The 24,147-nt window shown below is 49.9% G+C and carries 12 protein-coding genes; 10 read left to right on the forward strand and 2 right to left on the reverse strand.

All coding sequences use genetic code 11. The annotated features are described in order from the left end of the window. Positions 1-12 precede the first annotated feature (12 nt). Together QMO62_RS24510 and QMO62_RS24515 are read left to right on the forward strand one after the other, a co-directional pair. Positions 13-660: a hypothetical protein gene (locus tag QMO62_RS24510; protein ID WP_284645128.1), complete on the forward strand. Its 648-nt coding sequence runs from the start codon at positions 13-15 to the stop codon at positions 658-660. Between the two features lie 414 nt (positions 661-1,074). Further along, positions 1,075-1,221: a helix-turn-helix transcriptional regulator gene (locus QMO62_RS24515; RefSeq protein ID WP_284645129.1), complete on the forward strand. Its 147-nt coding sequence runs from the start codon at positions 1,075-1,077 to the stop codon at positions 1,219-1,221. Positions 1,222-1,265: 44 nt separating this feature from the next. Here QMO62_RS24515 and QMO62_RS24520 read toward each other — a convergent pair whose 3' ends face one another. Both QMO62_RS24520 and QMO62_RS24525 read right to left on the reverse strand, forming a co-directional pair. Next, positions 1,266-2,870 carry a response regulator gene (locus tag QMO62_RS24520; protein WP_284645130.1) on the reverse strand — a complete coding sequence of 535 codons (1,605 nt, stop codon included), beginning with the start codon at positions 2,868-2,870 and terminating at the stop codon, positions 1,266-1,268. Positions 2,871-2,956: 86 nt separating this feature from the next. Next, positions 2,957-4,699: a cache domain-containing sensor histidine kinase gene (locus QMO62_RS24525; RefSeq protein ID WP_284645131.1), complete on the reverse strand. Its 1,743-nt coding sequence runs from the start codon at positions 4,697-4,699 to the stop codon at positions 2,957-2,959. Positions 4,700-4,903: 204 nt separating this feature from the next. Between QMO62_RS24525 and QMO62_RS24530 the strand changes: the two genes are divergently transcribed. The 8 genes from QMO62_RS24530 (at position 4,904) to QMO62_RS24565 (ending at position 24,066) form a co-directional block, all read left to right on the forward strand. Next, the gene (locus tag QMO62_RS24530; RefSeq protein ID WP_284645132.1) at positions 4,904-5,854 is read left to right on the forward strand and encodes an ABC transporter permease; all 951 of its coding nucleotides are present in this window, start codon (positions 4,904-4,906) and stop codon (positions 5,852-5,854) included. 14 nt (positions 5,855-5,868) lie between these two features. Then, on the forward strand, positions 5,869-6,741 hold the full coding sequence (locus QMO62_RS24535; RefSeq protein ID WP_284645133.1) for a carbohydrate ABC transporter permease: 873 nt from the start codon (positions 5,869-5,871) through the stop codon (positions 6,739-6,741). Between the two features lie 83 nt (positions 6,742-6,824). Further along, complete coding sequence (locus tag QMO62_RS24540) at positions 6,825-8,429, forward strand: extracellular solute-binding protein (protein WP_284645134.1); 1,605 nt, start codon at positions 6,825-6,827, stop codon at positions 8,427-8,429. 126 nt (positions 8,430-8,555) lie between these two features. Next, positions 8,556-13,010 (forward strand): golvesin C-terminal-like domain-containing protein, encoded by a 4,455-nt coding sequence (locus tag QMO62_RS24545; protein WP_284645135.1) that lies wholly within the window; start codon positions 8,556-8,558, stop codon positions 13,008-13,010. A 6-nt stretch (positions 13,011-13,016) separates the two neighbouring features. After that, entirely contained in the window at positions 13,017-13,226 is a 210-nt protein-coding gene (locus QMO62_RS24550; protein ID WP_348651724.1) for a hypothetical protein, read from the forward strand. 411 nt (positions 13,227-13,637) lie between these two features. Next, on the forward strand, positions 13,638-16,736 hold the full coding sequence (locus QMO62_RS24555; protein WP_284645136.1) for an efflux RND transporter permease subunit: 3,099 nt from the start codon (positions 13,638-13,640) through the stop codon (positions 16,734-16,736). Positions 16,737-17,080: 344 nt separating this feature from the next. Further along, positions 17,081-22,081 (forward strand): S-layer homology domain-containing protein, encoded by a 5,001-nt coding sequence (locus QMO62_RS24560; protein ID WP_284646658.1) that lies wholly within the window; start codon positions 17,081-17,083, stop codon positions 22,079-22,081. A 245-nt stretch (positions 22,082-22,326) separates the two neighbouring features. After that, the gene (locus QMO62_RS24565) at positions 22,327-24,066 is read left to right on the forward strand and encodes a Rieske (2Fe-2S) protein (protein WP_284645137.1); all 1,740 of its coding nucleotides are present in this window, start codon (positions 22,327-22,329) and stop codon (positions 24,064-24,066) included. Positions 24,067-24,147: the final 81 nt, after the last annotated feature.

Genomic DNA, 24,147 nt, shown 5'->3' on the forward strand with positions numbered 1-24,147 from the left:
GTAGGGCATCCTATGTCTCCATCAATCATTGTTTTATTTGTACTTGCCATGTGGTTTAATATTATGGCCATTGCCTTTGCGCTTTTTCGAATTCCAATGCTTCGCTACAAAAGGGAAGTAACCATATCCATCATATTGCTTTCCGTAGTGTCGGTGGTCATTCAACTCAACAAATGGTTTATCGTTACGGGGATCGTGCAGCCTTTTTTATTGTTTTTATGCCTGCTGATGATTTTCAGGTTCAATTGGCAGCATTCGCTGCTTGTCAGTCAATTCGGCTATGTCGTGAGCGGATTGTTCGAACCGGTTTCGGCCATGCTCTTAAGCAATTTTCATTTCCATGAAGCGATACAAGTATGGAAGCAGGAAAATTCAATACTGGCGGTTCTCTTATTAAAAACGGCATTGCAGCTGACCTTCTTCCTAATACTGAGAAGAATGAGAATCGGCTTCACCTTTGTGCAGCCGGCTACCAAAAGCTTACTGCGATTAACGGCGAGCACGAGGCTTGCCCTTGGTCTATTCATTTGCGCCTCGTTATCGGTAAGCTTGAGTTTATTTTTGCGCAATGCGCTTGTCTTATATGTCATTTGCGGCATTCTGTTTCTACTGCTGATCTTTCTATATATCGCGTATCAAAGAGAAATGGTTGAAGAATAGAAGCATAAACAAGACCCCTAGCACATCGTATGAAGCTGCTGCGGGTCTTCATTTTTTTTGACGCAAATAGGGATCCCGCCGCTTCCGGTGAGATCCCTATCGTTCTGACGTATTCAATTGTAAACTCCTTCCTCGTTATTTCGATATGTACCCGCGTTCTTCACGCTTCGCCTTACGCTGCCCCATTGGAATCCTTCTCCCTTCGGTTTACGTTGATGGTTGATCTTAGCTAAGGTGGCATCGTGATTACCTCCGTTTCTTTTGATGTACCTATCATAACATGTTTTCTTTTAATTCACAATATTCTGACAATTATAAATATAATATTTTATTGATGATGATATTATAATCCGAGCGAGGCTGTCACCAAGGTGCCAGGATCCCCCAGCCTCATTCGGCGATACATAGAGAGACATGGGCAACATGTCGCGGCTTGCGCAAATGTTCAAGGAGCAGGTGGGCGAGTCGATCATCGGTACGCTGAACAAAATCCATCTGCGCCACGCGGCCCAGCTGCTACGTTTTACGCCGTGTCAGGTCGGGGAGGTCGCACGGGACTAGTCGCTTGCTTGTTTGCATATGGTGAACGGCGGATAGCCGCCGCTTCACCGGATGCTTTTGCGGAATTTTTGCGGCGGTATGCCGTACATGTCCTTGAACAGCTTGCACAAATATTTTTCGCTCTGGATACCGACCAGCATGCAGAGCTGATTGTTCGAATATTCCCGTTCCTTCAGGAGTGCTGCGGCTTTCTCGACTTTGCGCCGGTTGACGTAGTCGACGAACGATTCGCCGTTCTCCTTTTTGAACAGCGCGCTGAAATAGGTCGGTGCGAGTCCGATGAAGGAAGCGACGTCGTCCAAAGTCAAACGCTCCGGCAAATGCGTCTCGATATAATGCTTCGCTCTCACGATTTCCTGCTTACCCGATTCGGGCGGTTTATCCAGATAGATGCGGATCGCGTCCGCAAGCATTTGCCAGTGAGCGTCAAATCCCGATTTGTCCTGCTCCGGCTTGCCGATATCGGGCAAAGTGCCCAGCTGTTTATGGCGCGCAGCCGCTTCACGCCCGGCTTTGACGATAAATTCCGTAAGCAACGCTCTAAGTTTTATCGACGGCAAACGAAGCTGCCGGGCCGTTCCCTTCAGCCGTTCGGCCGCCGTCATCAGCTCCGCGACGGGCCGTTCCTCCAATAGCTTCACGAAGAGCCGGTCAAGCTCGCTTGCCATCGTTTCTTCAGCATCTTTTTTGACGGGCAGGACGGTTTGCCGGGTAAAAATCTCGCTGCCAGCAGCATAGTAGCCATGCAGGCAAAGAGAGGACGCTTCGTGAAACGCGAGCCGGAGCGTTTCCCAGCCGCCGTACCGCTCGCTGACCGCGACATGGATGTCTTGCTTCAGGTAGCTTCGCATATTCGCGATTAGCCGCTGGCCCAGCTCCAAGCTCCTGGCTAGCAGCTCGGCGGCGCTGTTCATGTTCGGCCACGAGACGACGGCAAGCAGCCGCTCGTTGGAATATTCGCAAGCGAAGCCGATGCATTGCTCGCGAATCGTTTCTTCCGCGACGTTCAGCATCGCATAACGGATCGTTCTTTGATCGTGCACTAAAAAGTTTCTCATGAACATAGAGTAGTCGACCCATTCCATCACCAAGCAGCAATAGCGTTCGGCAACCTTCGCATCTACGTTCATGCTCTCGGCAAGCCCCGCGAGCTGCTGCGGGGACAGGTCTCCACGCAGCAATTCTCCCATCAGTTGTCTGCGAATGCGGTACACGTTTTCCAGCCGGTGTCTGACCAGTTTTTGCAACTCCCTTTGCTGGGAACTCTGCTGCTTAAGCCTTTCCTCCGTCCGGCGCAGCGCCGCGAGCAGCTCCTCTTCCGAAAGCGGTACTTTGACTACATATTCCTGCACGTTCATGCGCATCGCTTGCTTGGCGTAAGCGAAATCGGTATATGCGCTAAGAATGACGAAATCCGTGTGCGGCAGCTCAAGACGAAGCTGTTCGATCATTTCGATCCCGTTCATGCCCGGCATGACGATGTCCGTCAGGACGATATCCGGCTTGGCTGCCGCTGCAAGTTTGGCGCCCTCCGCGCCGGAATACGCTTTACCGACAAGCTCGAATTCCGATTCATGCCTGGAGAAAAATTGCTCCAATCGCTCGAGAATCATTTCTTCGTCGTCTACGACGATGCAGCGGATTTTCATTTCCCTTCACCTCCAGAGGTATCTTATCATAGCGAGATCTTCCCATGCCGTTCTTGTGGTGAAACTTCATAGCGGAAATGCGCCTCTTACGAAGACGTCGTATCCGGAAAAAGCGCGATAACGCGCGTTCCGAATCCGACACGGCTCTCAATCGCAAGTCCGTACGCTTCTCCATAGTACAGCTGAATGCGCTGATGGATATTGAGCAGGCCGATTCGTTTGCGCGAATCCTCGGCACCTTCGGCTGCTTCCGCTGGCTGGAGTAGCCGAACCGCCTGTTCCTCCGTCATGCCGGTTCCGCTATCCGCCGTCTCGATCACGACGGTTCCATTGGCTCGATATGCGCGAATGGCGATATCCCCGGGAGTCCTTCCGCCGCTGTAACCATGAAACAAGCTGTTTTCCACGATTGGCTGCAAGAGCAGACGAAAGACCGTAATGCGTTCAAGTCCCGGCTCGATCGTTTCGATCAGCCCGTACTGCGATTTGTAACGGGCATTCTGGATGAACAAATATTCACGGACGTTCGCCAGCTCCTCGGACAGCGGCACGAAGCGCGAATCGTTCGCAACGCCGTACTCAAGAATCCGGATGAGCGAGCGGATGATCGGGTCGACCTTGTCCAGATAACCGAGGCTGACCGCATTGCTGATGGCGCCCAGCGTGTTGTACAAAAAATGCGGATTGATTTGCGACTGCAGCACTTGGATTTCCAGCTCGCGCTGCAGTTCGTGGCTGTGCTTCACCTGCTCGAGCAACTCTGCGATTTGCCGCAGCATCGAGTCGAACGCCTGTGAAAGCTCGCCGAATTCGTCCTTGCGGTCGAGCACCACGGGAATATCGAGAAACCCTTGTTTGACCAGTCGCATATTGCTGATCAGAACAGCGAGCGGCTTGCGGATGTAGCGTGTAATGAAAGCCGCGATCAACGCGCTGAGCACCAGACCGACGCCAAGCATGGCGAGATTGTAGGTTTCAGTTCGTTTGAGCGATTGCTGTAGCAAACTGTCCGTATAGAACGTCATGATCGTCCAGTTGAAGCGCGAGCCGGGAAATTTACGGTAATACCAGTTTTTCTCGGGCGACCCGGTATGGAGCACCCCGCTGATGGCGCTCTGGCTGAGCAATTGCCCGGATCCGGTCTCCCCGAACGTAAAGGTGCGGGTATTCGGGTCGAGCTCGGCGATATTGGTCAGGTTGCCGGCCACAAGTGTCCCCTCCGGATCGACGATGGCGATACCGAGCAGGTCGCTGCGGTTGATCGTGAGGAGAGACCGTTCCATCTCCCCGAGATCGATATCGAGCGCGGCAACCTTCTGCGGGCTGGAGCCGGCGATATACTTGGCCATCGTCACAGTCCAGTCCTGCTGCTTCGAGCGGTACGGGGGACTGACGTATACCGACGTTTTGTTCGCCAGTGCTTCCGCAAGGACCGTGCGCCGCTGTTCGTACGGCTCATTGAACAGAACGCTGCGCGGCCCTCCTCCGACCATGGAAGCATCGCCGTTTATCATATACACGTTGGAGACAAGACCGGCGTTCAAGTCATACAGCTTGCGAAGTACCGGCAGCATATCGTCGGGGTTCGTTACCTCGTTCGTGTATGCGGATTCGAGCGCGTACAAAATCGTATCGAGCGAAGCGGAGCTGAGGCTGATATATTGGTCGACCTTCGATTGCATCTGCTCGATATAGAAATCGTTGTATGAACGGATTTCTCGCCCGATCATCCGGTGGGACATCTGGAATAAAACGAAAACGGTGCCGAAGACGAAAACGAGGCAAATGATAAACAATTTGAACGTCAGGCTGTTATATCGATATCGCATAGGCATGTCCTCCACGGGTTCGCTGCTCTCATTATACCATGCGCCAAGCGGGCCGATTCCCGGATTTTACGCAGCCGATTCCAAAATTTTACGAACTTCGGCATTCTTACGATTTTGGAAAAAACGCTTACGATTTTGGAATTGCGGCGAAGCGTCCCGCTTTATAATGAGGGCTAGAGACAAAGACAAGGAGGTGCGTCGCAGATGCAAGCAATGGCAAGCGGAATGGAGCAAACGTACCGGAAGGTGATCCGGCGGACGTTGTGGAAGCGGATTTGGAAGTATAAAGTGCTGTATTTGCTTCTCGTGCCTGAGCTGATTTATTTTATCGTCTTCAAATACGTGCCGATGGCCGGCATTATTGTGGCATTCAAGCAATACAACTTGACACTAGGCTTTTTCGAGAGCCCGTGGGTCGGTCTGGATAATTTTAAGACGTTTATTAACGGCGTGTATTTCAAGGATATTTTGCTTAATACGATCCTGATTTCCTTCTATAAGCTGGCGTTCGGCTTCAGTGCTCCGATCGTTCTCGCTCTCATGCTTAATGAAGTCCAGATTAACTGGCTCAAAAGAACGGTGCAAACGATCACGTATTTGCCCCATTTCATTTCATGGGTCATCGCCTACGGCTTGATGGTCGCTTTGTTCGCTCCGGGGAGCGGGCTGGTCAACGCGCTGCTGAAGCAGGGTGGCATGGAATCGGTCTCGTTCCTGACGGATCCCGACTGGGCGAGGTTCATGATCGTCGCCTCCGACATTTGGAAGGAGGTCGGCTGGGGGGCCATTCTGTACATGGCCGCACTCACTGGCATCGACCCGAGTCTATACGAAGCGTCCCGCATCGACGGGGCAGGCAAATGGCGCCAGCTGTGGCACATTACGCTGCCGGGAATTCGTAACGTCATCATCATTTTACTGATTTTGCGAATGGGAAGCATCCTCGATGCGGGCTTCGATCAAATTTTCATTTTCACCAACTCGTTTAATCAGGAAAAAGCCGACATTATCGATACCTGGGTATACCGCCAAGGCATCGAACGGATGCAGATCGGACTAGCCGCTGCGGTAGGCGTCTTCAAATCGGTTATCGCCACGGTGCTCGTCGTCTTGTCCAATCAGCTGGCCAAACGATTCGACGGGCAAATTTGGTAGAAGGAGAACGAACCATGAATCACCTCACACCGCTCGACCGAAGCATGCAAGGGATCATTTATGTCCTTCTGATCGCGATTTCGCTTATTACTTTGTTCCCTTTCTTCTACGTATCCATGGTATCCGTCACATCCGAGGCGGAGGTCGTCCGCAAGGGCATCGTTCTCATACCGGACCAGTTCGCATGGGGCGCCTACAAAACGGTTCTGTCGAATACGTTCGGCATCCGGCAGGCGTATACGATTACCATACTCCGCACGGTCATCGGCACGTCACTCAGCATGATCGCCACCACACTGGCCGCATACGCGCTTTCCCGCAAAATGCTGCCTGGGCGAAGCGGACTCCTGCTTATGATCGTATTCACGATTCTGTTCAGCGGCGGCACGATTCCGACGTATCTTGTCGTCAAGTCGCTCGGTCTCATGAATTCGTTCTGGGCGCTCATCGTCCCGAGTCTGGTCAGCGCGTTCAATCTCATTATAATAAAAGGTTTTTTCGAGCAGCTGCCCTCCGAGCTTATGGAGTCCGCGACCGTAGACGGCGCCGGCGAGCTGACGACGCTTTGGAGGATCGTGCTTCCGCTTTCCATGCCCTCGATAGTGACGATCAGCCTATTTTATGCGGTAGGCCATTGGAACAGCTATTTCGACGGGGTGCTGTATTTGAATGACCGGAGATTATGGCCGCTTCAGGTTGTGCTGCGCACGATTTTGTTGCAATCGCAAATGCAGGAGGTGCAGGAGCAGAGCAACGACGCTTCCGTTAGCTCGCTGGCCATCCAAATGGCCGCAGTCATCGTCTCGACCGTACCCATTTTGCTTGTCTATCCGTTCATCCAGAAGCATTTCACCAAGGGAGTACTCATTGGCGCCGTAAAAGGGTAAAATCGGTTTATCCCGCTGAACGTCCGGACGTTCAGCGGATGACATACATTTCCATTCCAGGCGATATAAAAGGAGAGGTCGACATGAAAGGGATATCCAAGTGGCTGTCCGTTATAGTAACAGTTACAACAGCGGCGACGGTGCTGGCGGCATGCGGTGACAACGGTGCGGAGAGCGGCGATTCGCCGTCCCCATCCGCAACGGGACAAGGCGGCGCGGCACAAGCTTTTGACAAGAAAATCACGGTGACGATGTTCCACTCCGGCGGGTTCTCGCCGGCTAACCCGCTCCCCCTTAACAAAGAAGAGGACCCGCTTCATCAAATGCTGGACAAATCGGCGAATATCGACCTGCAGATCACGTTCGTGCCGAACGATCAGGCGAAGCAAAAGCTGAATACGATGGTCGCATCCGGCGACGTGCCCGATCTGATCTACATGACGGATCGCGCGATGGCCGTCCAATATTATGACCAAGGCATCATCGCGGATATCGACGGCGTTTTGAAAGATTATCCCGCGCTTAAAAGCAATTATTCAAACGACGTATGGGATGCGCTGACATACAAAGGCAAGGTGCTGGGAACGCCGGGCTACGAGCTTGTTCAAGGCATCCGGGGCATTTGGGTCAGGGGCGACTGGCTCAAAAAACTCAATTTGAAGACGCCGACGACGCCGGATGAGCTGCTTGAGGTCATGAAGGCGTTTACGAACAATGACCCGGATGGAAACGGCAAGAACGACACGTACGGCTATGTAATGGGCGTGCAAAAATCGGGCGAGCTGGGCGGCCTCGGCATCGACCCGCTCATGCTCATGTATGGCGTCCATCCGGGCGGCATCAGCGTTAAGGACGGCAAGCTTGTATATGCGACGACCGATGCGCGTATGAAGGAAGCGATAGGTTTCATGAACAAGATGCAGGAAGCGAAGGTCATCGATCCGGATTGGATGACGATCACGGATAACGCTGGCATCGAAAACAAGTTTTACTCCGGCAAGGTCGGAATCATGGTGCAGGACTGGCGCTCGATGGAGCTGAGCAATCAGAAAAAGATGAAAGACGTGCTAGGCGAGGTGCCGGATTGGGTGCTGATCCCACCGATGAAAGGACCGCACGGCGACCAGTATTCCACTACTACGAATCCACAAAACAACTTGTGGTCCATTTCTACCAAAGCGGCGAAGGACTCTGAGAAGGTCAAGCGCATCATGACGATGCTGCAATACTGGTTTACCGACAAGGAAGCATACCCGTACTTTGCCTATGGCATCAAGGGCGTCAACTGGGACATGGCGGACGGCAAGGTGAAAATCAACCAAGAGAACAAAGCGAATAAGGAGCTTCAAGACAAGTATAGATGGATGAACAACTATGCGAATAACCGCAGGGCGAACGATGCGCTATATTTCAATTACACGAACGAGAAGACGGCGGAGTTCCAGAAGCTCAACCAGCAATACGTCAAGCCGCTCGGCGTCGAAACGTTCGTTACCCCGGACCCGTCCGATGCGATGTGGGAGGACCGGAAGAAATTCATAAACGAATCGCTACTCAAGTTTATCGCCGGCAAAGATTCGCTGAACAACTGGGATAATTTCTTGAAAACACTCGATACGAAGTACGCATACCCGCAGTATCAGAAGTACATCGAGAAAAATTTGAAGGATCAAGGGATTTTGAAGTAACGGCGCTAATGATTCCCGCTAACGTCAGATTGGCTTGGTCCCGGTTGCCATTGGATTTTATCCGTTGGCAATCGGCCAGCTGCATAAGTTATTCATCCTTATTACGGTAAAGGTGGTAGTAAATTTATGAGGGAACTTGCAAATACGAGGCTATCCTTACGAAAAATCATCTTGTTTTCTCTCTTGATGCTGTATTTAGTAGGTACTGTCTCTATCCAGCAAGCTAGAGGCGCACAATATCCAAACTCTTCGACGATCGTTATCGATAATGAAGATCCCGAGTATTCCGAACAAGGAAATTGGGCTGCTTCAACAGGGTTAAAGGGGTACAACAATTCATACACCCGTTATGGATATTCCAATACACCTGCCACGGCAAGTTGGAGCCCCCACTTGCAGGCTGGTTTATATCGGGTTTCCATTTACAAAATTGTTCATTCGACCAGCGCAACGAATGCGAAGATCGACGTCAATTATTCCGGAGGGACGAATACACAATACCTCAATCACCGAACGGGTTCATCAGGGTGGGTGGAATTGGGTACTTTCCCTTTCGAGGATGGAAACGCGGGGAATGTCTTATATACCTGGCAAAGCGGAGCGCTTGATGGCAACTTTGCACGTACGGATGCGGTAAAGTTTGAAAGGCTTGGCGATCTGCCTATGGATACGATCCCGCCGACAGCTCAGCTTATACAACCCGTAGATCTTGAAAGTGCGCAAATAGGCGGCATCATCCAGCTATCTTTCAGCGAAAATATGGAACCTGCTTCAATGAATGCCAGCAGCATTCAGCTTCAGGAGACGGATTCCGGAACAGTTGTGGATTGTGTTTATCAGTTTCATAATAACAACTTTCAGCTCATGCCTGTTTCCCCATTAATGTATTCCAAATCATACTCGGTTGTTATAAGTTCTTATGTTACTGATCTTTCAGGGAATCCGATTGATGGAATAAAAGAGTGGCATTTCACTACGGAAAGGAAACCGCCGCAGACTGTCATTATTGATGATGGTGATCCAGGTTATTCGGAAAGCGGTTCTTGGCAGGAGAGCACAACGGTAAAAGGGTATAACAACACATCGACCCGATATGGAATCAGTAATGGAGCCAGTGCCCAATGGACTCCCAGTCTGGAGGCCGGGACATACCGCGTTTCTATATATAAGCTTGTAAGCGCTAACAGTGATAATGGTTCCCGAATAGATGTAAACCATGCATTCGGCACGAGTACGACATTTTTAGATTATACGACAGGTAATCCGGGCTGGGTTGATTTGGGGCTTTTTACCTTTGCTGAAGGGAATGGAGGAAATGTTCATATCACTCCGAAGAGCGGCTCCTTTGCGCGCGCAGACGCTGTGAAGTTTGAACAAGTGTTCAGTTCGCCGACAGCACAAATAAGAGCTCCTGTCTTAAGCAATGAAGTAAACATAAATACGTCTTTTACCGTCGGATTTTCCAAAAACATGACAACTGAATTGCTTACAACGGAACGGATCTTGCTGCGAAAACATTCGAATCAAAGTCTTGTTCCCATTCAGATTAAAGTGCTGGAAACAGGCAGGGCAGTGGAGGTTTCACCTCTGGCTTCGTTGGAGTTTGGTGCTTCCTATACATTAGAGCTATCGCACGACTTAGTCGACACGGAAGGCATGTTGCTTGACGGAACGACCTCATGGACATTTACTACAGCGATTGCAAGCAATCCGATCAAAGAGTACTTTGTATCACCCGATGGAAATGACCATAATCCCGGCACAGCCGAGGCCCCATTTGCCACCATTGGCAAGGCACAGAGTTTCATTCGGACGATAAATAGCAATATGGATGGAGATATAACCGTTTATTTGAGCGGCGGAATTTATCAACTAAGCGATTCTCTGCGGTTTACAGCACAAGATTCTGGAACCAACGGCTACAATATCGCTTACAGGAATAAAGACGGCGAACAACCGGTAATCAGTGGCGGCACACGCATTACCGGATGGACGCAAGTGAACGGAAGCGATGTGTGGAAGGCTTCTGTAGGTAATATGTCTTTTCGTCAGCTGTATGTAAACGGAAAGCGGGCAGATCGAGCCAAATCCGATGAATTATATAGCGCAATCAGCTTCAATGCCGATAAATCTGGATTCATAGTAAGCGATCAGGTGATCGGCAATTGGCAAAATGCCAATCAGATCGAACTTTCTTGGTATAAAGGGTGGCGGCATAGCAGAGCAGAGGTTGATCGAATATTGCCTGGTCCTCAGCCGGGGACAAATGAAATTATTATGAAGCAGCCTTATTTCAACTGGATGCTGACATCGGGATATACGGCTCATGGACCGAATCTTTACGGATTTCAAATCGAGAACGCCAGAGAGCTGTTGGATAAGCCGGGAGAATGGTACTTGGATCCTGTTGCTCAGGAACTTTATTATTGGCCTCTGCCTGGGAAAGAACCTATCTCATCCGAGATCATCGCCCCTCAAATCGAGAAATTAATCGATATCCAAGGTACGCTTGAGCAACCTGTCGAGTATTTGAAGTTCAATGGAATTACGTTCCGTTACGGTACATGGATGCGCCCAAGCGAGAAAGGCATCTCTACGATACAAGGGGATATTATTGCAGGAGGAGTTAATCAATTTGGCAGCAAGAATCAAGGAGAGAAAGTGTCTGGAAATATTTTGATTCACGCAGCTAACCATATCAGCTTCGAAAGAAACCGAGTTGAACATATGGGAGCGGCTGGAATCGTCCTTGAGTACGGAACTTCCGATGTAAATATTACTGGTAACATCTTTACGGATATATCTGCGGCGGCGGTTATTGTTGGCGACTTGCAGGACGCTTACCCGCTTGACGTTCGGCAGGTAACGCGCCGGAATACGATTAGCAACAACGTCATATACAATGTAGCTGCCGAGTACTGGGGAAGCACCGGGATTTTTGGACTCTATGTAGAGGAACTGAATATTTTAAACAATGAATTATACGATTTGCCCTATTCGGCTATTTCGGTCGGTTGGGGCTGGGCTGCGCAAACCCAATCGAATACCATGAAGAATAATAAGATCGCAGGAAACCACATTCATCATTACATGTATAAATTAAGGGACGGTGGAGGGATTTACACATTGGGCAAGCAGCCCGGAACGACAATTGAACGAAACTTGATCCACGATCAAATTCATGTATATAGCGGTATATACTTGGATGAGGGTTCTTCCTATATAACTGTAAAAGAAAATATGACTTACAATGTTCCAAAAGATTATCATGGTGTAAATAATGTGACTAACATTATATCAAATAACTATTTCGGTTTGAAGCCCGATGATGCCGAATTTCCAACGAATCTTGCGGATAATGCCGGATTGCAGCCTGCCTATCGTGATCTGCTCATAGGCTTGCCCGAACCGACGGCTAAACCTGAAGAGACAGGAGAAGGGGCGGAGCCTGAACGTTCCGACAATGTGGTACTCATGAACGGAGGTCCGGGATACTCTGAAACAGGGGAGTGGACGGATAGCAATATTACCGGAGCTGACGGTATATCTCCGACGAGATACTCGGTATCGGGAGTAGCCAGCGCAACATGGCGGCCCAATTTATACTCAGGTTGGTACCAGGTTTCATTCTTTACAATGGTCTTCACAAATAGCGATCCGAACGCAAAAGTGGATGTATACAGTGCCGACGGATTGACTACGACATATGTGAATCAAACCGTCGGAGAAATGAGATGGGTGGATTTGGGAATCCACTATTTCGCTGAGGGGACAGAAGGATATGTCAAATTGACGCGCATGACTTCTCCTCCTGCCAACAATTACGGATACGCACGTGCTAATGCAGTACGATTCGTGAAGCTTCCTGCACCGGCGGATGCCACCTTTTCTGCAAATATGACATTGCCGACCAACACCGATGTCATTGTAACAATCAATTATTCGGATAAAGCAGTCACAAAAGAATATAAAATAGGTGAAAATGGCATCTGGGCTGCTTACACCGCACCTGTTCGCGTAGCGGAAAATAGTACCGTCTTTGCAAGAGGAATTGATTCTTTAGGCATCATGTCGAACATAACCAGCTATACGGTAAGCAACATTGACAAAACAGCCCCAGTCATTCGGTGGATCGGCGAAGCCACCTACTCGGTAACCGAGGCGGTTTATCTTTTCTGTACAGCGACTGACGCCTTATCGGGTCTTTTAGCCAATCCGTGTACGAATACGCAGGTAGATGGGGTCCCAGCGTATAGGCTAGGAGTCGGTACGCATACGGTTACGGTAAAAGCGACAGATCTTGCCGGGAACCAAGCAAGTTCGACTGGTACCTATACTGTCACTCTCTCGTTTAACGATTTGCGTGAACTGACTCGTCGTTTCGTTACGGAAAGCGACGCGACCGGCTTGAACGGCGTGATAAACTCGCTTCTCGCAAAAATCGATAATGCCGAGAATCAAGCCGATGAGCAAAAGGATAAAGAGTTCAACGCTTATACCTATGAACTGTCCGTCATTAGAGGAAACAAAATCGCTCCGGATAAAGCGGATATTTTGATTGCACTTTCAAGGTTGCTGTAACCGGCAATGTCTGATTGGGATGTTTATAGGGAGTGTAGCTTAAAGGGTGGATTAGGATTTACAGAAGAAAAATTAAGATTAATATTCCGTGACTTTGAGGTCATTGAATTAAGGAAAATGCGAGAACTGGGTCATTCAAATACAGTATTTGGTGTCGATGCTTTATTGACCGTACTTTTTAGAAAATTACGCTTACGAAGAACGTTAATTCAATGATTTAAAACAACTTTATTTCTTACCCGGCCCGCATCATAGGTCGGGTTTACTGCTTTTTTTGCGGCCATTTAGTAACACCAGGAAGAGGCGGGGATTACCGAACTTAGGTAGGTAGGAGAGCGAGGCCGTTGATCCTTCATATTGAAGAAAAACAAAAACAGCGAGCCACTTGTTTGCTGTTTTTGTTTTTACGCGTAAAAATGGACCTAAAGTGGACACACGCTAACAGATGGAATAAAAAGGCCTTTTACAGAAAAAAATTAGAGTTAATATTTTGTTAATTGTCACTTAATAGAACTTCAATATATCTCCTTTATATTGGAAGGTAGGGGACTTTCTAATTCACGGAGATTGAAGGGATATCGCCAAATATTCCGTCTTATATATAAATTTAAGTGTAGGAGTAGAGAGATGAATTCACTAACGCAGTTTTCCATGAAAAACATAGCGGCCGTATTAATTATCATCCTGCTGTTGTTCGGCGGGGGGACGTATGCAGCTACTTTACTGAAAGCAGAATTATTTCCCGAGGTATCGATCCCGTACGTCTTTATTCAGACACAGTATCAGGCCCCTCCCAAAGATATTCTGGAGCAAATAACGAAGCCGTTGGAGAAGGCGGTCGCAGGGCTTAGCGGGATTAAAAATTTGCAGTCGATATCCAGCGACAATTATTCGCAGATTACGATTACGCTGGAGCATGGGCAGAATACGGATAAAGCCAAAAACGACGTCGAGGCGTTGATCGCGGGTGTAAACTTGCCGCAGTCGGCGGAGCGACCCAAGGTGAAGACGTACGGGATGGCTGCTATTCCAGAGTATACGATGGCGGTGTTTGTCAAGGAAAACACGAATCAGCAGCAGCTGGATAAGCTGTATAAAGATGTGTTTCAGCCCGGATTTACAACGATTAAAGGGCTCGATCACGTCGATTCTATCGGCAGTAATGAAGCGGTACTGACGATCAAGTTGGACGGTAACGCGATGAACAGCTACGGGCTGATGCCCTCCGATGTGACTCGGTCGATTCAAACAGCTCTTCGCACAAGCCCTGTCGGTGTTCTGAATGAGGACGGAACCGATCAAATGGTTCGCGTGAAAAGCGACATTAACAGCATTTACGCTTTGGAGAACGTTAAGCTCAATTCAGTGTCCGGGGACATGCTGCTGCTTAAGCAAGTCGCCAAGATCCAAGCCATTAATCAATCCAAACTCATCTCCCGTTTGAACGGTCAACCGTCCATCGGGGTCATTTTATACAAAACGACCGGAACGAATTCGGTTGAATTTGCAAATAAAGCGGATGCGATGATTGCAGGGTGGCAAAGACAATATCCGAACGTTGAATTCCTGTCGATCAACAAAAACTCCGAGGTCGTTCAGGAGTCGATCAATGGGATGATTAAGGAAGGGGCGCTGGGGGCGCTTCTAGCTTCCATCATGATATTAGTTTTTCTCAAAAACTTTCGTATGACACTGATTGTCCTTGTTTCAATTCCTTTGTCCATCTTAATAACGCTGTTGATCATGGCGCCTCTCAACATCACGCTCAACATTATGACTCTAGGTGGCATGGCCATCGCCGTCGGAAGAGTCGTTGACGATAGTATCGTTGTTATCGAGAATATATACAGCGAGTTGGTCAAGACGCATGAACGGGGAGAATCGGTCATTAGTAAGGCTACGGGCCAGGTTTCTTCCGCGATCACTTCCTCAACACTGACTACAGTGGGCGTGTTTGCTCCGATCGCCTTCGTCGGAGGAGAGCTTGGAGATTTGTTCCGTCCGTTTGCGATCACTCTGTCGGTGGCCCTGCTATCTTCCTTGATCGTCGCCGTTACGGTGATTCCGATGCTTGCCAGGCTGCTTGTGCTCCGTTCGAAGAACATTCAGCATCACGATGAGCATCGCGTGGGCAAAGCAGAGGCCGGCTATGTAAAGGCGCTAGAGTGGTCGCTTAACAATAGAAAGAAAAGTATGGCACTTGCGTTTTTGGCGTTGGTTGTGTCGATAGCGGGCACGGTTCCGTTTCTTGCATTCGAATTTATGCCAAGCAGCAATTCCGATAGGAAAATGAGCATCAGTGTCACTTTGCCGAAGGAATCCTCCCTGGATACGACCGACCAAATCGTCAAAAGCATTGAGGCAATGATGCAGGATTCGAAGAACGGCGCAGGTGAACCGGCGTTCGAATATGTGCAGTCGCTCATCGGAGAGGGTGGGAACGGAGGGAGCAGTTCTCGCTTTTCGTTGAATGCGTCTGCTACCGAAGGGACGAACGCAAGAGGGCTCGTCGACGACATGAAGGCCAAAATTGCAGAAATGATACCGAAGGAGAGCGAGATTCGCGGCAGTATCGTCAGCCTTGGCGGCGGAGGCGGAGGAAGCGGCGTTGATTTCTCCTATATGCTGCGGGGTGACGATGTCGATGCGCTTATTCAAGCGGCCAAGGATGTCAAAGCGAAAATGAAGGAAATTCCCGGCTTTCTTGATGTGGAAGACAGCTTGAGCGTGACGAATAAGGAAGTGGAAATTGCCGTCGATCAGAGCAAAGCACGCATGTACGGCCTCTCCTCCGGACAGATTATCGATTCGATGTATTCTTGGCTAGGAGAGCAATCCATCGGCGATTTGAAGTTCGATAATGTCACCTACAACACGAAAATCATGATGGATAACAGCTTCAAAAACTCGGTGGACAAGGTTGGAAACATTCGGATCGCGGCCCCAGCAGGCCAAATGATTAAGCTAAGCGATATTACGAAAATACGGAAGGTCGAAGGACCGGCCTCAATTCCCCGGGATAATCAGGAGCAATACGTTAGAATTACCGCCAAAATCGATTCCAAGGATAAAGGTGGCGTCAGCGCTCAAGCTTCTCAAATATTGAGCCAGATGGAACTGCCTCCGGGCGTTCATACGGAGCTGCAGGGAGCTGCGGCCGATATCAACAAAGAGTTTAGAAACATGTATTTTGCAATGGCGGCTTCCATTTTTATAGTATATTTGGTCATGGTTCTTGCTTTCGGCAACGCAAGCGCACCGTTCGCCATTTTGTTCTCACTACCGCTTGCGGCAATTGGCGGACTGTTAGGCTTGCTCGTAACTGGCGAATCTCTGAATCTGACGTCTCTAATCGGTTTCCTTATGCTAATTGGTGTCGTGGTGACTAATGCGATCGTGCTTATCGATCGTGTTCAGCAGCTGCGCGAGGCAGGACGCTCCGTGCGTGAGGCGCTGATGGAAGCGGGACAAACACGACTTCGCCCGATCATTATGACGGCAGGGGCGACGATATTCGCTCTCATGCCTTTGGCGTTGGGACTTTCCAAAGGAACAATCATTTCCAAAGGGCTGGCTGTCGTTGTTATCGGCGGGTTGACGACATCGACGATTCTTACGTTACTTATCGTGCCGATCGTCTATGAATTGATCGATAATACGAAGACAAGCACACGACGTCTGTTCCATAGAGATAAAACGAATGAAGCCATGTCGCCAATGTCTTGATCGGCATTGGGAACGCTGCACGTCTCAATTACCTATTTCTGAAAAGTCCTTGGACATCAAGGGCTTTTTTTCTTTTTGGAAGCATATAGTATTCCTCAATTTTCCGGGAAATGATTAAAAAACATCAGCATGATCTTAAAATACCTCATTCCACGAAGCTAACGAAACCATCATACTAAAATAAGTAATCAGTTTCTTGGTCTTATCAAACATGGATAAACAAGGGGGGCAAAATGAGTTGGAAGCGTTCACTTATCTCGCAGTTGTTTCAAACCTATTGAATTGAATCAGCCCATTGTGTGCTTTTTGAAAGGAGCGCGAGCATGAAACAGCAATTGAAGCAGATGATATCCTTACTGTTATGTTTTTGTACGTCGTTTTCTTTCCTTTTCCCGGGATCAACTATAAAAGCCGCGAACGCAGCAGAGTCGGCATTGACCTTCACGGCGGCGCAAGACGCCTTTGTGTCTAATTTCAGCGGGCAAGGAAATAGCTTGGGAACAACATTAAATGCTGCAAAATTAATCTATGGGAAATCCCGGCATGCTTATTTCAAATTTGATTTATCCTCCATTGATACAAACAGATATGATATCAGCGAGATGAGCGTGATACTCAGCTTTAGAAAATCGCATGCGCCCAACGAGCTGGTATTTACGGAAAGCGAATCAACTTTACGGGACACGGGCACCCAATGGACAGTAACCAACGTCACGTACAACAACCGTCCGTATGATATCGCAGGATCACCGATAGTAACCCATAATGTAACATCTAACGGAGAAGAAAACCTTTCCGTTAATCTATCCCCCATCTTCCAAAATGCCTTGAGTAACGGAAGAAAAGTAATCAGTATTCGACTTACAACAGCGAAAGTGAACGATAGCACGGTAAACGCCAGTGAGTTGTATTCCTCAAGGAATACAGCCTATCCGGGACCCAGCTTGAGCGTTACGCTGGGTGATCCCATTGTAAACGACGGGGTCGACAAAACCGCGCTTAACGCGCTGATAGACCGAGCCGATCCGTTAATTGGAACCGTATACACACCGGATAGCTGGGCCGTGTTTTCGTCAGCCCTCACGATTGCAAAAAAATTGCGTTTTAACAGTGCCACGCAAACCGAAGTCAATCAAGCGGTTTTGTCGCTGCAAGAGGCGATGAACAAACTTGTGGTTGCGGAGCTTCCAACCAAGATGGCAGGCCCGAACATGGGGAATTACTTGACCAACAGCAAGACGGCAGCAATGATCATGAAAATGAAAAACGGGGAAGGCAAATATGTGAAGGTTGACCCTGTCACGGAAAAGCTATCGCTTACGGCAAATGCCGCGGAGGCATCTAACTTCGCTCTCTATGTCCTTGATTATTTTGCCACCGTGGACCTTAAGGAGCCCGAGGTTGGAGCCACTAGAACGGCCTACTCCATCAAAGCCTTGGATAACAACAAATATTTGACGATCCAGAATTACTTTACGGCAGAACAGTTTCTGAGCAATACGCATCAATATTTTAATATTGTAAGCGGCGCCCCGCACGGCACCAGCACGGATAGGACGTTCGAGATCAAAGCATCGGCAAGCATACCCGGTTGGAACGAGCGGTTTTATGTAGATCAATACACAAATTCGGGATTTTACCGCATCTATTCGCATCTGTCCACCATGAGAGACGATAACAATTTTAATCGGTTTCATGTGAAAATGACCGATAGCGCCATGCTGAGCAGCGGAGCAGCTTCCGAGAACACCGAATACCGGTTTTACTTTGATAAGGTATCGGGCAGGGATCTGCTGGAAATTAGTCAGGAAGGCTCCGGAAACGACGTCAGTTTGTTCTGGAAGCCCGTAAATGGCGATACGAACCCAGCCAATTACAGTGTTAACGGCTCGGTTTCGGGAGCGGTGTATGCCGGCGGCCTCATGCGTCTGACACTCTCGGATCTGAGCGCGGGCGTCCATACGTATGCCTTTGGTTATAGCGGAAGCGGGTATCAGACGAATACGAATGTGAAAGTCCGCATTTTCAACCATCCGGGTATTTTGCTAAGGACGGAAGACCTGCAGAGAATGAAGGAGCATGTTCAGGCCAAGGTGGAGCCTTGGTACTCCGACTACCAGAGAATGGTGAACAGCGTTTCCTATCAAGTAGCCAGCTCCGACTACCAGACCACGGTGTTTTCGAAAGTGGGTCGCGGAGGAGCCCCTTCGGATTCAGGCAACATGGGATACTTTGAGAAAGGTGGCAATGCTGCGTATTTCAACGCTTTGCAATGGGTGATTACGGGAGACAATCAATATGCCGACAAGGCTGTCGACCTCCTCAGACAATGGGCGAATACACTGAAAGTGATCGACGGCAGGGACAGAATATTGGGAGCCGGCATCAATGCGTACAAATTTGCCAGTGCAGCGGAGATCATCAGGTATTACAACGGCGGCTACAGCGGCTACGGCGACGCAGACTTCAAAATGTTGAAAGATATGATGATCAATGTGGTATATCCTGTGATCCAGGATGCAGCCGTTCCCATGCTCGCCAACGGCAACTGGGACGCAGCGGCCATTGTCAGCATGATGGCGATAGGCGTCCTGAGTGACAACAGTGAAATTTTTGATCGCGCGATGCACTTCTATCAGGACATCCATACGAACGGTTCGATCTTCGCTTACGTGAACGAATCAGGCCAAACGATGGAAACCGGCCGCGACCAAGCCCACGCCATGTTAGCGCTAGGCTATATGGCTGAAATCGGTTTGATCGCCAAAAATCAGAATGAAGATTTGTACTCCCTATACAATAACCGCCTGGCGATAGCCTTTGAATATTCGTCGAAGTACAACCTGTATTCGAAGGAGCTGTACGGTGAAGAGGTTCCTTTCGTAGCGATGCCGAATGTGTTTGCCGATACTGGCAGGGGCTATTATGGAGCCGGGTTTGACCTTGAAAACAACGGGCTGAACAGGGGGGAATTAAGACCTGTCTTCGAGCAGGGTCTTGCCCTATACCGCAATGTGGACGGTATCGACATGACATGGACCACAAGAGCGGCAGCAGCCATGCGGCCACAGGGAATGGTGCATTTTGATAATTTGAACTTTGGCACGCTGACGAACTATAACGGCGAGCCGCTGGACCCGACAAACGGACCCTATTTTCAGATACGAACCCGGTGGGAGCCGTTGTATCAGAGGAATTGGAGCACCGTTAACGGTCAGAAAGTCGCGGAGACCCTGAATTCGTATTTTGACATGAATGAAAATAACGAATTAACGACAAGCGTCATGAAAAAGGATGCGCCTTTCTATCAGCTGGTCGCTAATGCCGACGGCACGGTTTCGATTTTGCTGATCAAAACCAACACCTATTTGTCAGTCAAGGACGATAAGGTAGGGGATCATCAGGTAATCAAAGCCGATGCGGCCGGGATCAGCGATAATGAAAAGTTTATTCTGCGTTCTACCGGAGTCGGTCCTTTCTATCTGGCTTCGCCGAAGTATGAGAATCGGATTGTTTATCAGGAAGTATCCGGATCAGGCAGCACCGCCGTCTTAACCCTTCGGCTGGGAACCAAAAAATTATCTCAAATTACAGATATACCGGACGTCACGACAAACGAGAGACTTGTTTTTATGTTCAACACGAAAGATATCGCGTTGGTTGGCAGTGCGGCTCCAAGCATCACATCGTCCGCCGGCAGCGTGGTCACTGCAGGCGGCACGTTTCAGGTAGCTGCTACGGGAACGGCTCCGCTCACCTATTCGCTGGACGGCGCGCCGGCTGGTGTAGCCATCCATAGGAACACTGGATTAATCACAATTGCAAACACCACGGCAGCGGGCATATATACGTTCACCATCACAGCCTCCAATGGCATCAAGCCGAATGCATCGATGACATTCACGCTGACCGTCAAGGATTCGCCAACCGTTCCAGGCATACCCGAGAAGGTTACCGCAACGCCGGGCATCGGACGAGTAACGCTGGGCTGGAGTACGCCGGCTAGTAATGGCGGTGCGAACATTACCAAGTATGAGGTATCCAAGGATAACGGCGAGACGTGGATGGACGCTGACTCCGATGCCGGTCATACTTTCAGCGGACTGACCAATGGAACCGCGTATATCTTCGCTGTAAGGGCAGTCAACAGCGTAGGCAGCGGAGCTCCGGCGGCAGTGAAGGCTGCTCCCGAGGCGCCAGACGACACATCGCCGACTTCGGTACCAATCATGAGCGGTACGGTGAAGGAAGAAGAGAAGCAGCAGGCTTCTTTAAATGGCGTTACGGGTGCTCTCACAAAAAATGAGGATGGCAGCTATAGTTTGGTTAGCACCAAGGAGCAGATCAAGAAAGCGTTAGGCGAAAGCAATGAGCTGGTCATCCATGCGAGAGATATTGACACTCTCAGCCTGAAGCTCCCGATTTCAGCGATGGGGACTGCGGCTTTAACAATTAAGCTGGAGTTCGGGACAGTCACTATTCCGAACACCACCTTACAAAATATGGAGAGGAAGTACGGCGACACGTTGAATCTTCGCCTCCGGAAAGGAAGCTACATTGTCGAACTGCTCGTGTCCGGTAACCCGATGGATTACGATGATCCCAACCATCCCCTGAAGATCACTTTGCCTGTTGATGTGGCGGAGGGACGCGATGCTTCTGCCTATGTTGTGGTCAAGCGGGAGATTGGCCGAAACGTCATTTTACCTTTGGCGGTTATCCGTGAGGATAGCGTGACATTCAATGTAACGAAAACGGGCACCTACGGTGTTATGGAAAACAGTCTTGCTTTACATGACGTGCCTGCGGCCCATTGGGCGACCCAAGACATTGCCTTTGTATCGGCGCGCAGGCTGTTTGAGGGCACGGCAGATAACGTATTCAGTCCCGAAGCATCCATGACGCGGGCCATGTTCACACAGGTACTGGCTAACCTGGAGGGTGTTGACCCCAAGCGGTTTACAACGTCAGTATTCTCCGATGTGGCGAATGGTCAGTGGTATTCGGCGGCGGTGAATTGGGCTGCCAAAGCCGGCATTGTCGAAGGAACGGCTAATGGCAAATTCAGTCCAGATGACAGGATTACGCGCGAGCAGATGGCGATGATGCTGTACAACTATGCCAAAAGCAAGGGCTATAAGCTAAGCACAACGACCTCGGTTGAGTTTGTAGATGGCGATAACGTGAGTCCATGGGCTAGAGAGGCGACGAACGCCATGGCGGGGGCAGGTATCCTTCTCGGCAAGCCTGGCGCATCCTTTGAGCCGCAAACGAATGCTAGTCGTGCAGAAGCAGCAGCGGTATTCACCCGATTAATTCGAACGCTGAGCTCAGACGAAGCTTAACCTGGGCAGCACCGTATGCCGGATAAAAGGGGTGCTTTGTCCTTGAATACAACAGGAAGCATTAAGCATTGAATTTGGTTTCAGTAATAATAAGCCAAGAGGCTGCCGGATGATCTGGCAGCTTCTTGGTGCTTCGAAGGATTTCCTGTTGCTTTACCACTTTATAAACATACATATTTGTAAAGTATTGGAAGTATGATATTGTATATACAAGGAGCACACTATGGATAAATGGAGGCGTTCTCATGAATGGTTGGATTCAGGCGGGTACGGTAGAAGAGCTTCGAGAACAAGGTCCGAAGCTGGTCAAGGGGGGCATTGTCGTTTTTCATCACGAGGATGAAGTGCATGCGCTTGATAACCGGTGCCCTCACCTCGGTTTTCCGCTCCACATGGGAAGTTTGTGCAAAGGAATTTTGACATGTCATTGGCATCATGCGCGGTTTGACGTATGCGGCGGCGGAACGCTTGACCCTTGGGCGGACGATGTTCCGGTACATGATACAACCGTTCGAGACGGAGTCATTTGGGTCAACCCGAATTCCCGGAACAGCAACCAAGTACAGCTGTATAAAGACCGGCTTCTGAGTGGCCTTGAGCAAAATATCGGTCTTGTCATAGCCAAGGCCATAGTTGGTTTAATGGAGGCGGGCGTGCCTGAGACGGAAATTGTAGAGATTGGGATTGAATTCGGGGTCAAACAGCGCAGGCAAGGATGGGGCTCTGGATTAACAACTTTGACTGCGATGGCCAACGTCCTGCCTAAGCTCGATAAACAAGGACGGATTCTTGCGTTGTTTCAAGGAATGCTGCACACCGCTCGCGACTCATCCGGAAACGGAACGCGCTTCTTGCTCGATCCGCTCCCACATACGAACGTCTCGGAGGAGCGATTAACGGAATGGTACCGTGATTGCATCGAAGTTCGGGATACGCGCGGCGCGGAACGGGTGCTGTTGACAGCCGTGCAGGCGGGGGCGGATGAGATGCGATTATTCTCTATGATGAGCATGGCGGCAACGGACCATTTCTATATTAACGGCGGCCATACGCTGGATTTCCATAATAAAGCGTTCGAGAGCTTGAAGTATGTTGGAGATGAGCAGCGCCATTATGTCCTCGCCTCGCTCGTTCCGATGTTCGGGTCCGCCTCACGAAGCGAAGAGCTTCACAGCTGGCAGTCCCCGGTTAATTTGGTTCAGCCGTTGAAGGAAGCTTTCGAGGAGCTGTCCGGCAAGGGCGTTTCATCTGGAATCGAGGGCTCCGGTATCGACGACGAGAAGCTGCTCCAGGTGCTGCTCGGAGACGATCCGCTTCGGACGGTTCGCGTGCTGAAGGAAGCTTTACTCGGCGGCGCCTCTCCGGTGCGCATCTCGCAAATTGCCGCATTGGCTGCGGCGGAACGGGTCGTTCGCTTCCATACGCAGAACGATTTCGGGGATTGGAATTCGGTACTACACACATTTACGCATGCCCACGCCGTTCACGAAGGCTTGATCCGTTCCACCGATCCATGGCTGGTTCGCGGAATTTTTCATACGGCGGCTACAATTTACCTCGACCGGTTTTTGAACATCCCGGCTGCCCCGAGACCGGCTGTGATTGGAGCGGCAGAGGTAGCGCAGGAGCCCACGGAACTGCTTGAGATTCTCGACAAGCAGCAGCAGGTGGCGCCAGCGGCGGCATGGGTCATCCGCTATCTGCACAGCGGCGGAAAGCCAGAGCCTTTATTCAACGTATTGGGTCATGCTCTGCTTCGAGAGGATACGGAGTTTCACTCCTTCCAGATGTACGAGGCGGCTGTGACGGAGTATGACCGCTGGGCATCCGAGTCGGGACCTTTCGCAGAGAAAGCCCGCGAAACGCTGATCCTTGCTGTTACCCGTTATTTGGCTGCACATGCGCCTACTTCCCGCGAAACGCCTCATACGGCGAAAATTGCATGGCGACTCCATCGCGGCGAGAAATTGTTCGAAGAAGAATAAGGTGGGATAGGCAAGGTCGCTATGTGCGGACGCCTCGTCCGGTCGGTGGTGAGGTCCCCAATCTAGGAACTTATCAGCATC

This window comes from Paenibacillus silviterrae (assembly GCF_030167925.1).
GTDB lineage: Bacteria > Bacillota > Bacilli > Paenibacillales > NBRC-103111 > Paenibacillus_G > Paenibacillus_G silviterrae.

Coding starts and splice junctions, on each gene's coding strand:
- QMO62_RS24565 (WP_284645137.1), top strand. CDS start 22,327: ATGAATGGTTGGATTCAGGCGGGTACGGTAGAAGAGCTTCGAGAACAA.
- QMO62_RS24520 (WP_284645130.1), bottom strand. CDS start 2,870: ATGAAAATCCGCTGCATCGTCGTAGACGACGAAGAAATGATTCTCGAG.
- QMO62_RS24560 (WP_284646658.1), top strand. CDS start 17,081: ATGATATCCTTACTGTTATGTTTTTGTACGTCGTTTTCTTTCCTTTTC.
- QMO62_RS24510 (WP_284645128.1), top strand. CDS start 13: ATGTCTCCATCAATCATTGTTTTATTTGTACTTGCCATGTGGTTTAAT.
- QMO62_RS24535 (WP_284645133.1), top strand. CDS start 5,869: ATGAATCACCTCACACCGCTCGACCGAAGCATGCAAGGGATCATTTAT.
- QMO62_RS24530 (WP_284645132.1), top strand. CDS start 4,904: ATGCAAGCAATGGCAAGCGGAATGGAGCAAACGTACCGGAAGGTGATC.
- QMO62_RS24550 (WP_348651724.1), top strand. CDS start 13,017: ATGTCTGATTGGGATGTTTATAGGGAGTGTAGCTTAAAGGGTGGATTA.
- QMO62_RS24515 (WP_284645129.1), top strand. CDS start 1,075: ATGGGCAACATGTCGCGGCTTGCGCAAATGTTCAAGGAGCAGGTGGGC.
- QMO62_RS24545 (WP_284645135.1), top strand. CDS start 8,556: ATGAGGGAACTTGCAAATACGAGGCTATCCTTACGAAAAATCATCTTG.
- QMO62_RS24555 (WP_284645136.1), top strand. CDS start 13,638: ATGAATTCACTAACGCAGTTTTCCATGAAAAACATAGCGGCCGTATTA.
- QMO62_RS24525 (WP_284645131.1), bottom strand. CDS start 4,699: ATGCGATATCGATATAACAGCCTGACGTTCAAATTGTTTATCATTTGC.
- QMO62_RS24540 (WP_284645134.1), top strand. CDS start 6,825: ATGAAAGGGATATCCAAGTGGCTGTCCGTTATAGTAACAGTTACAACA.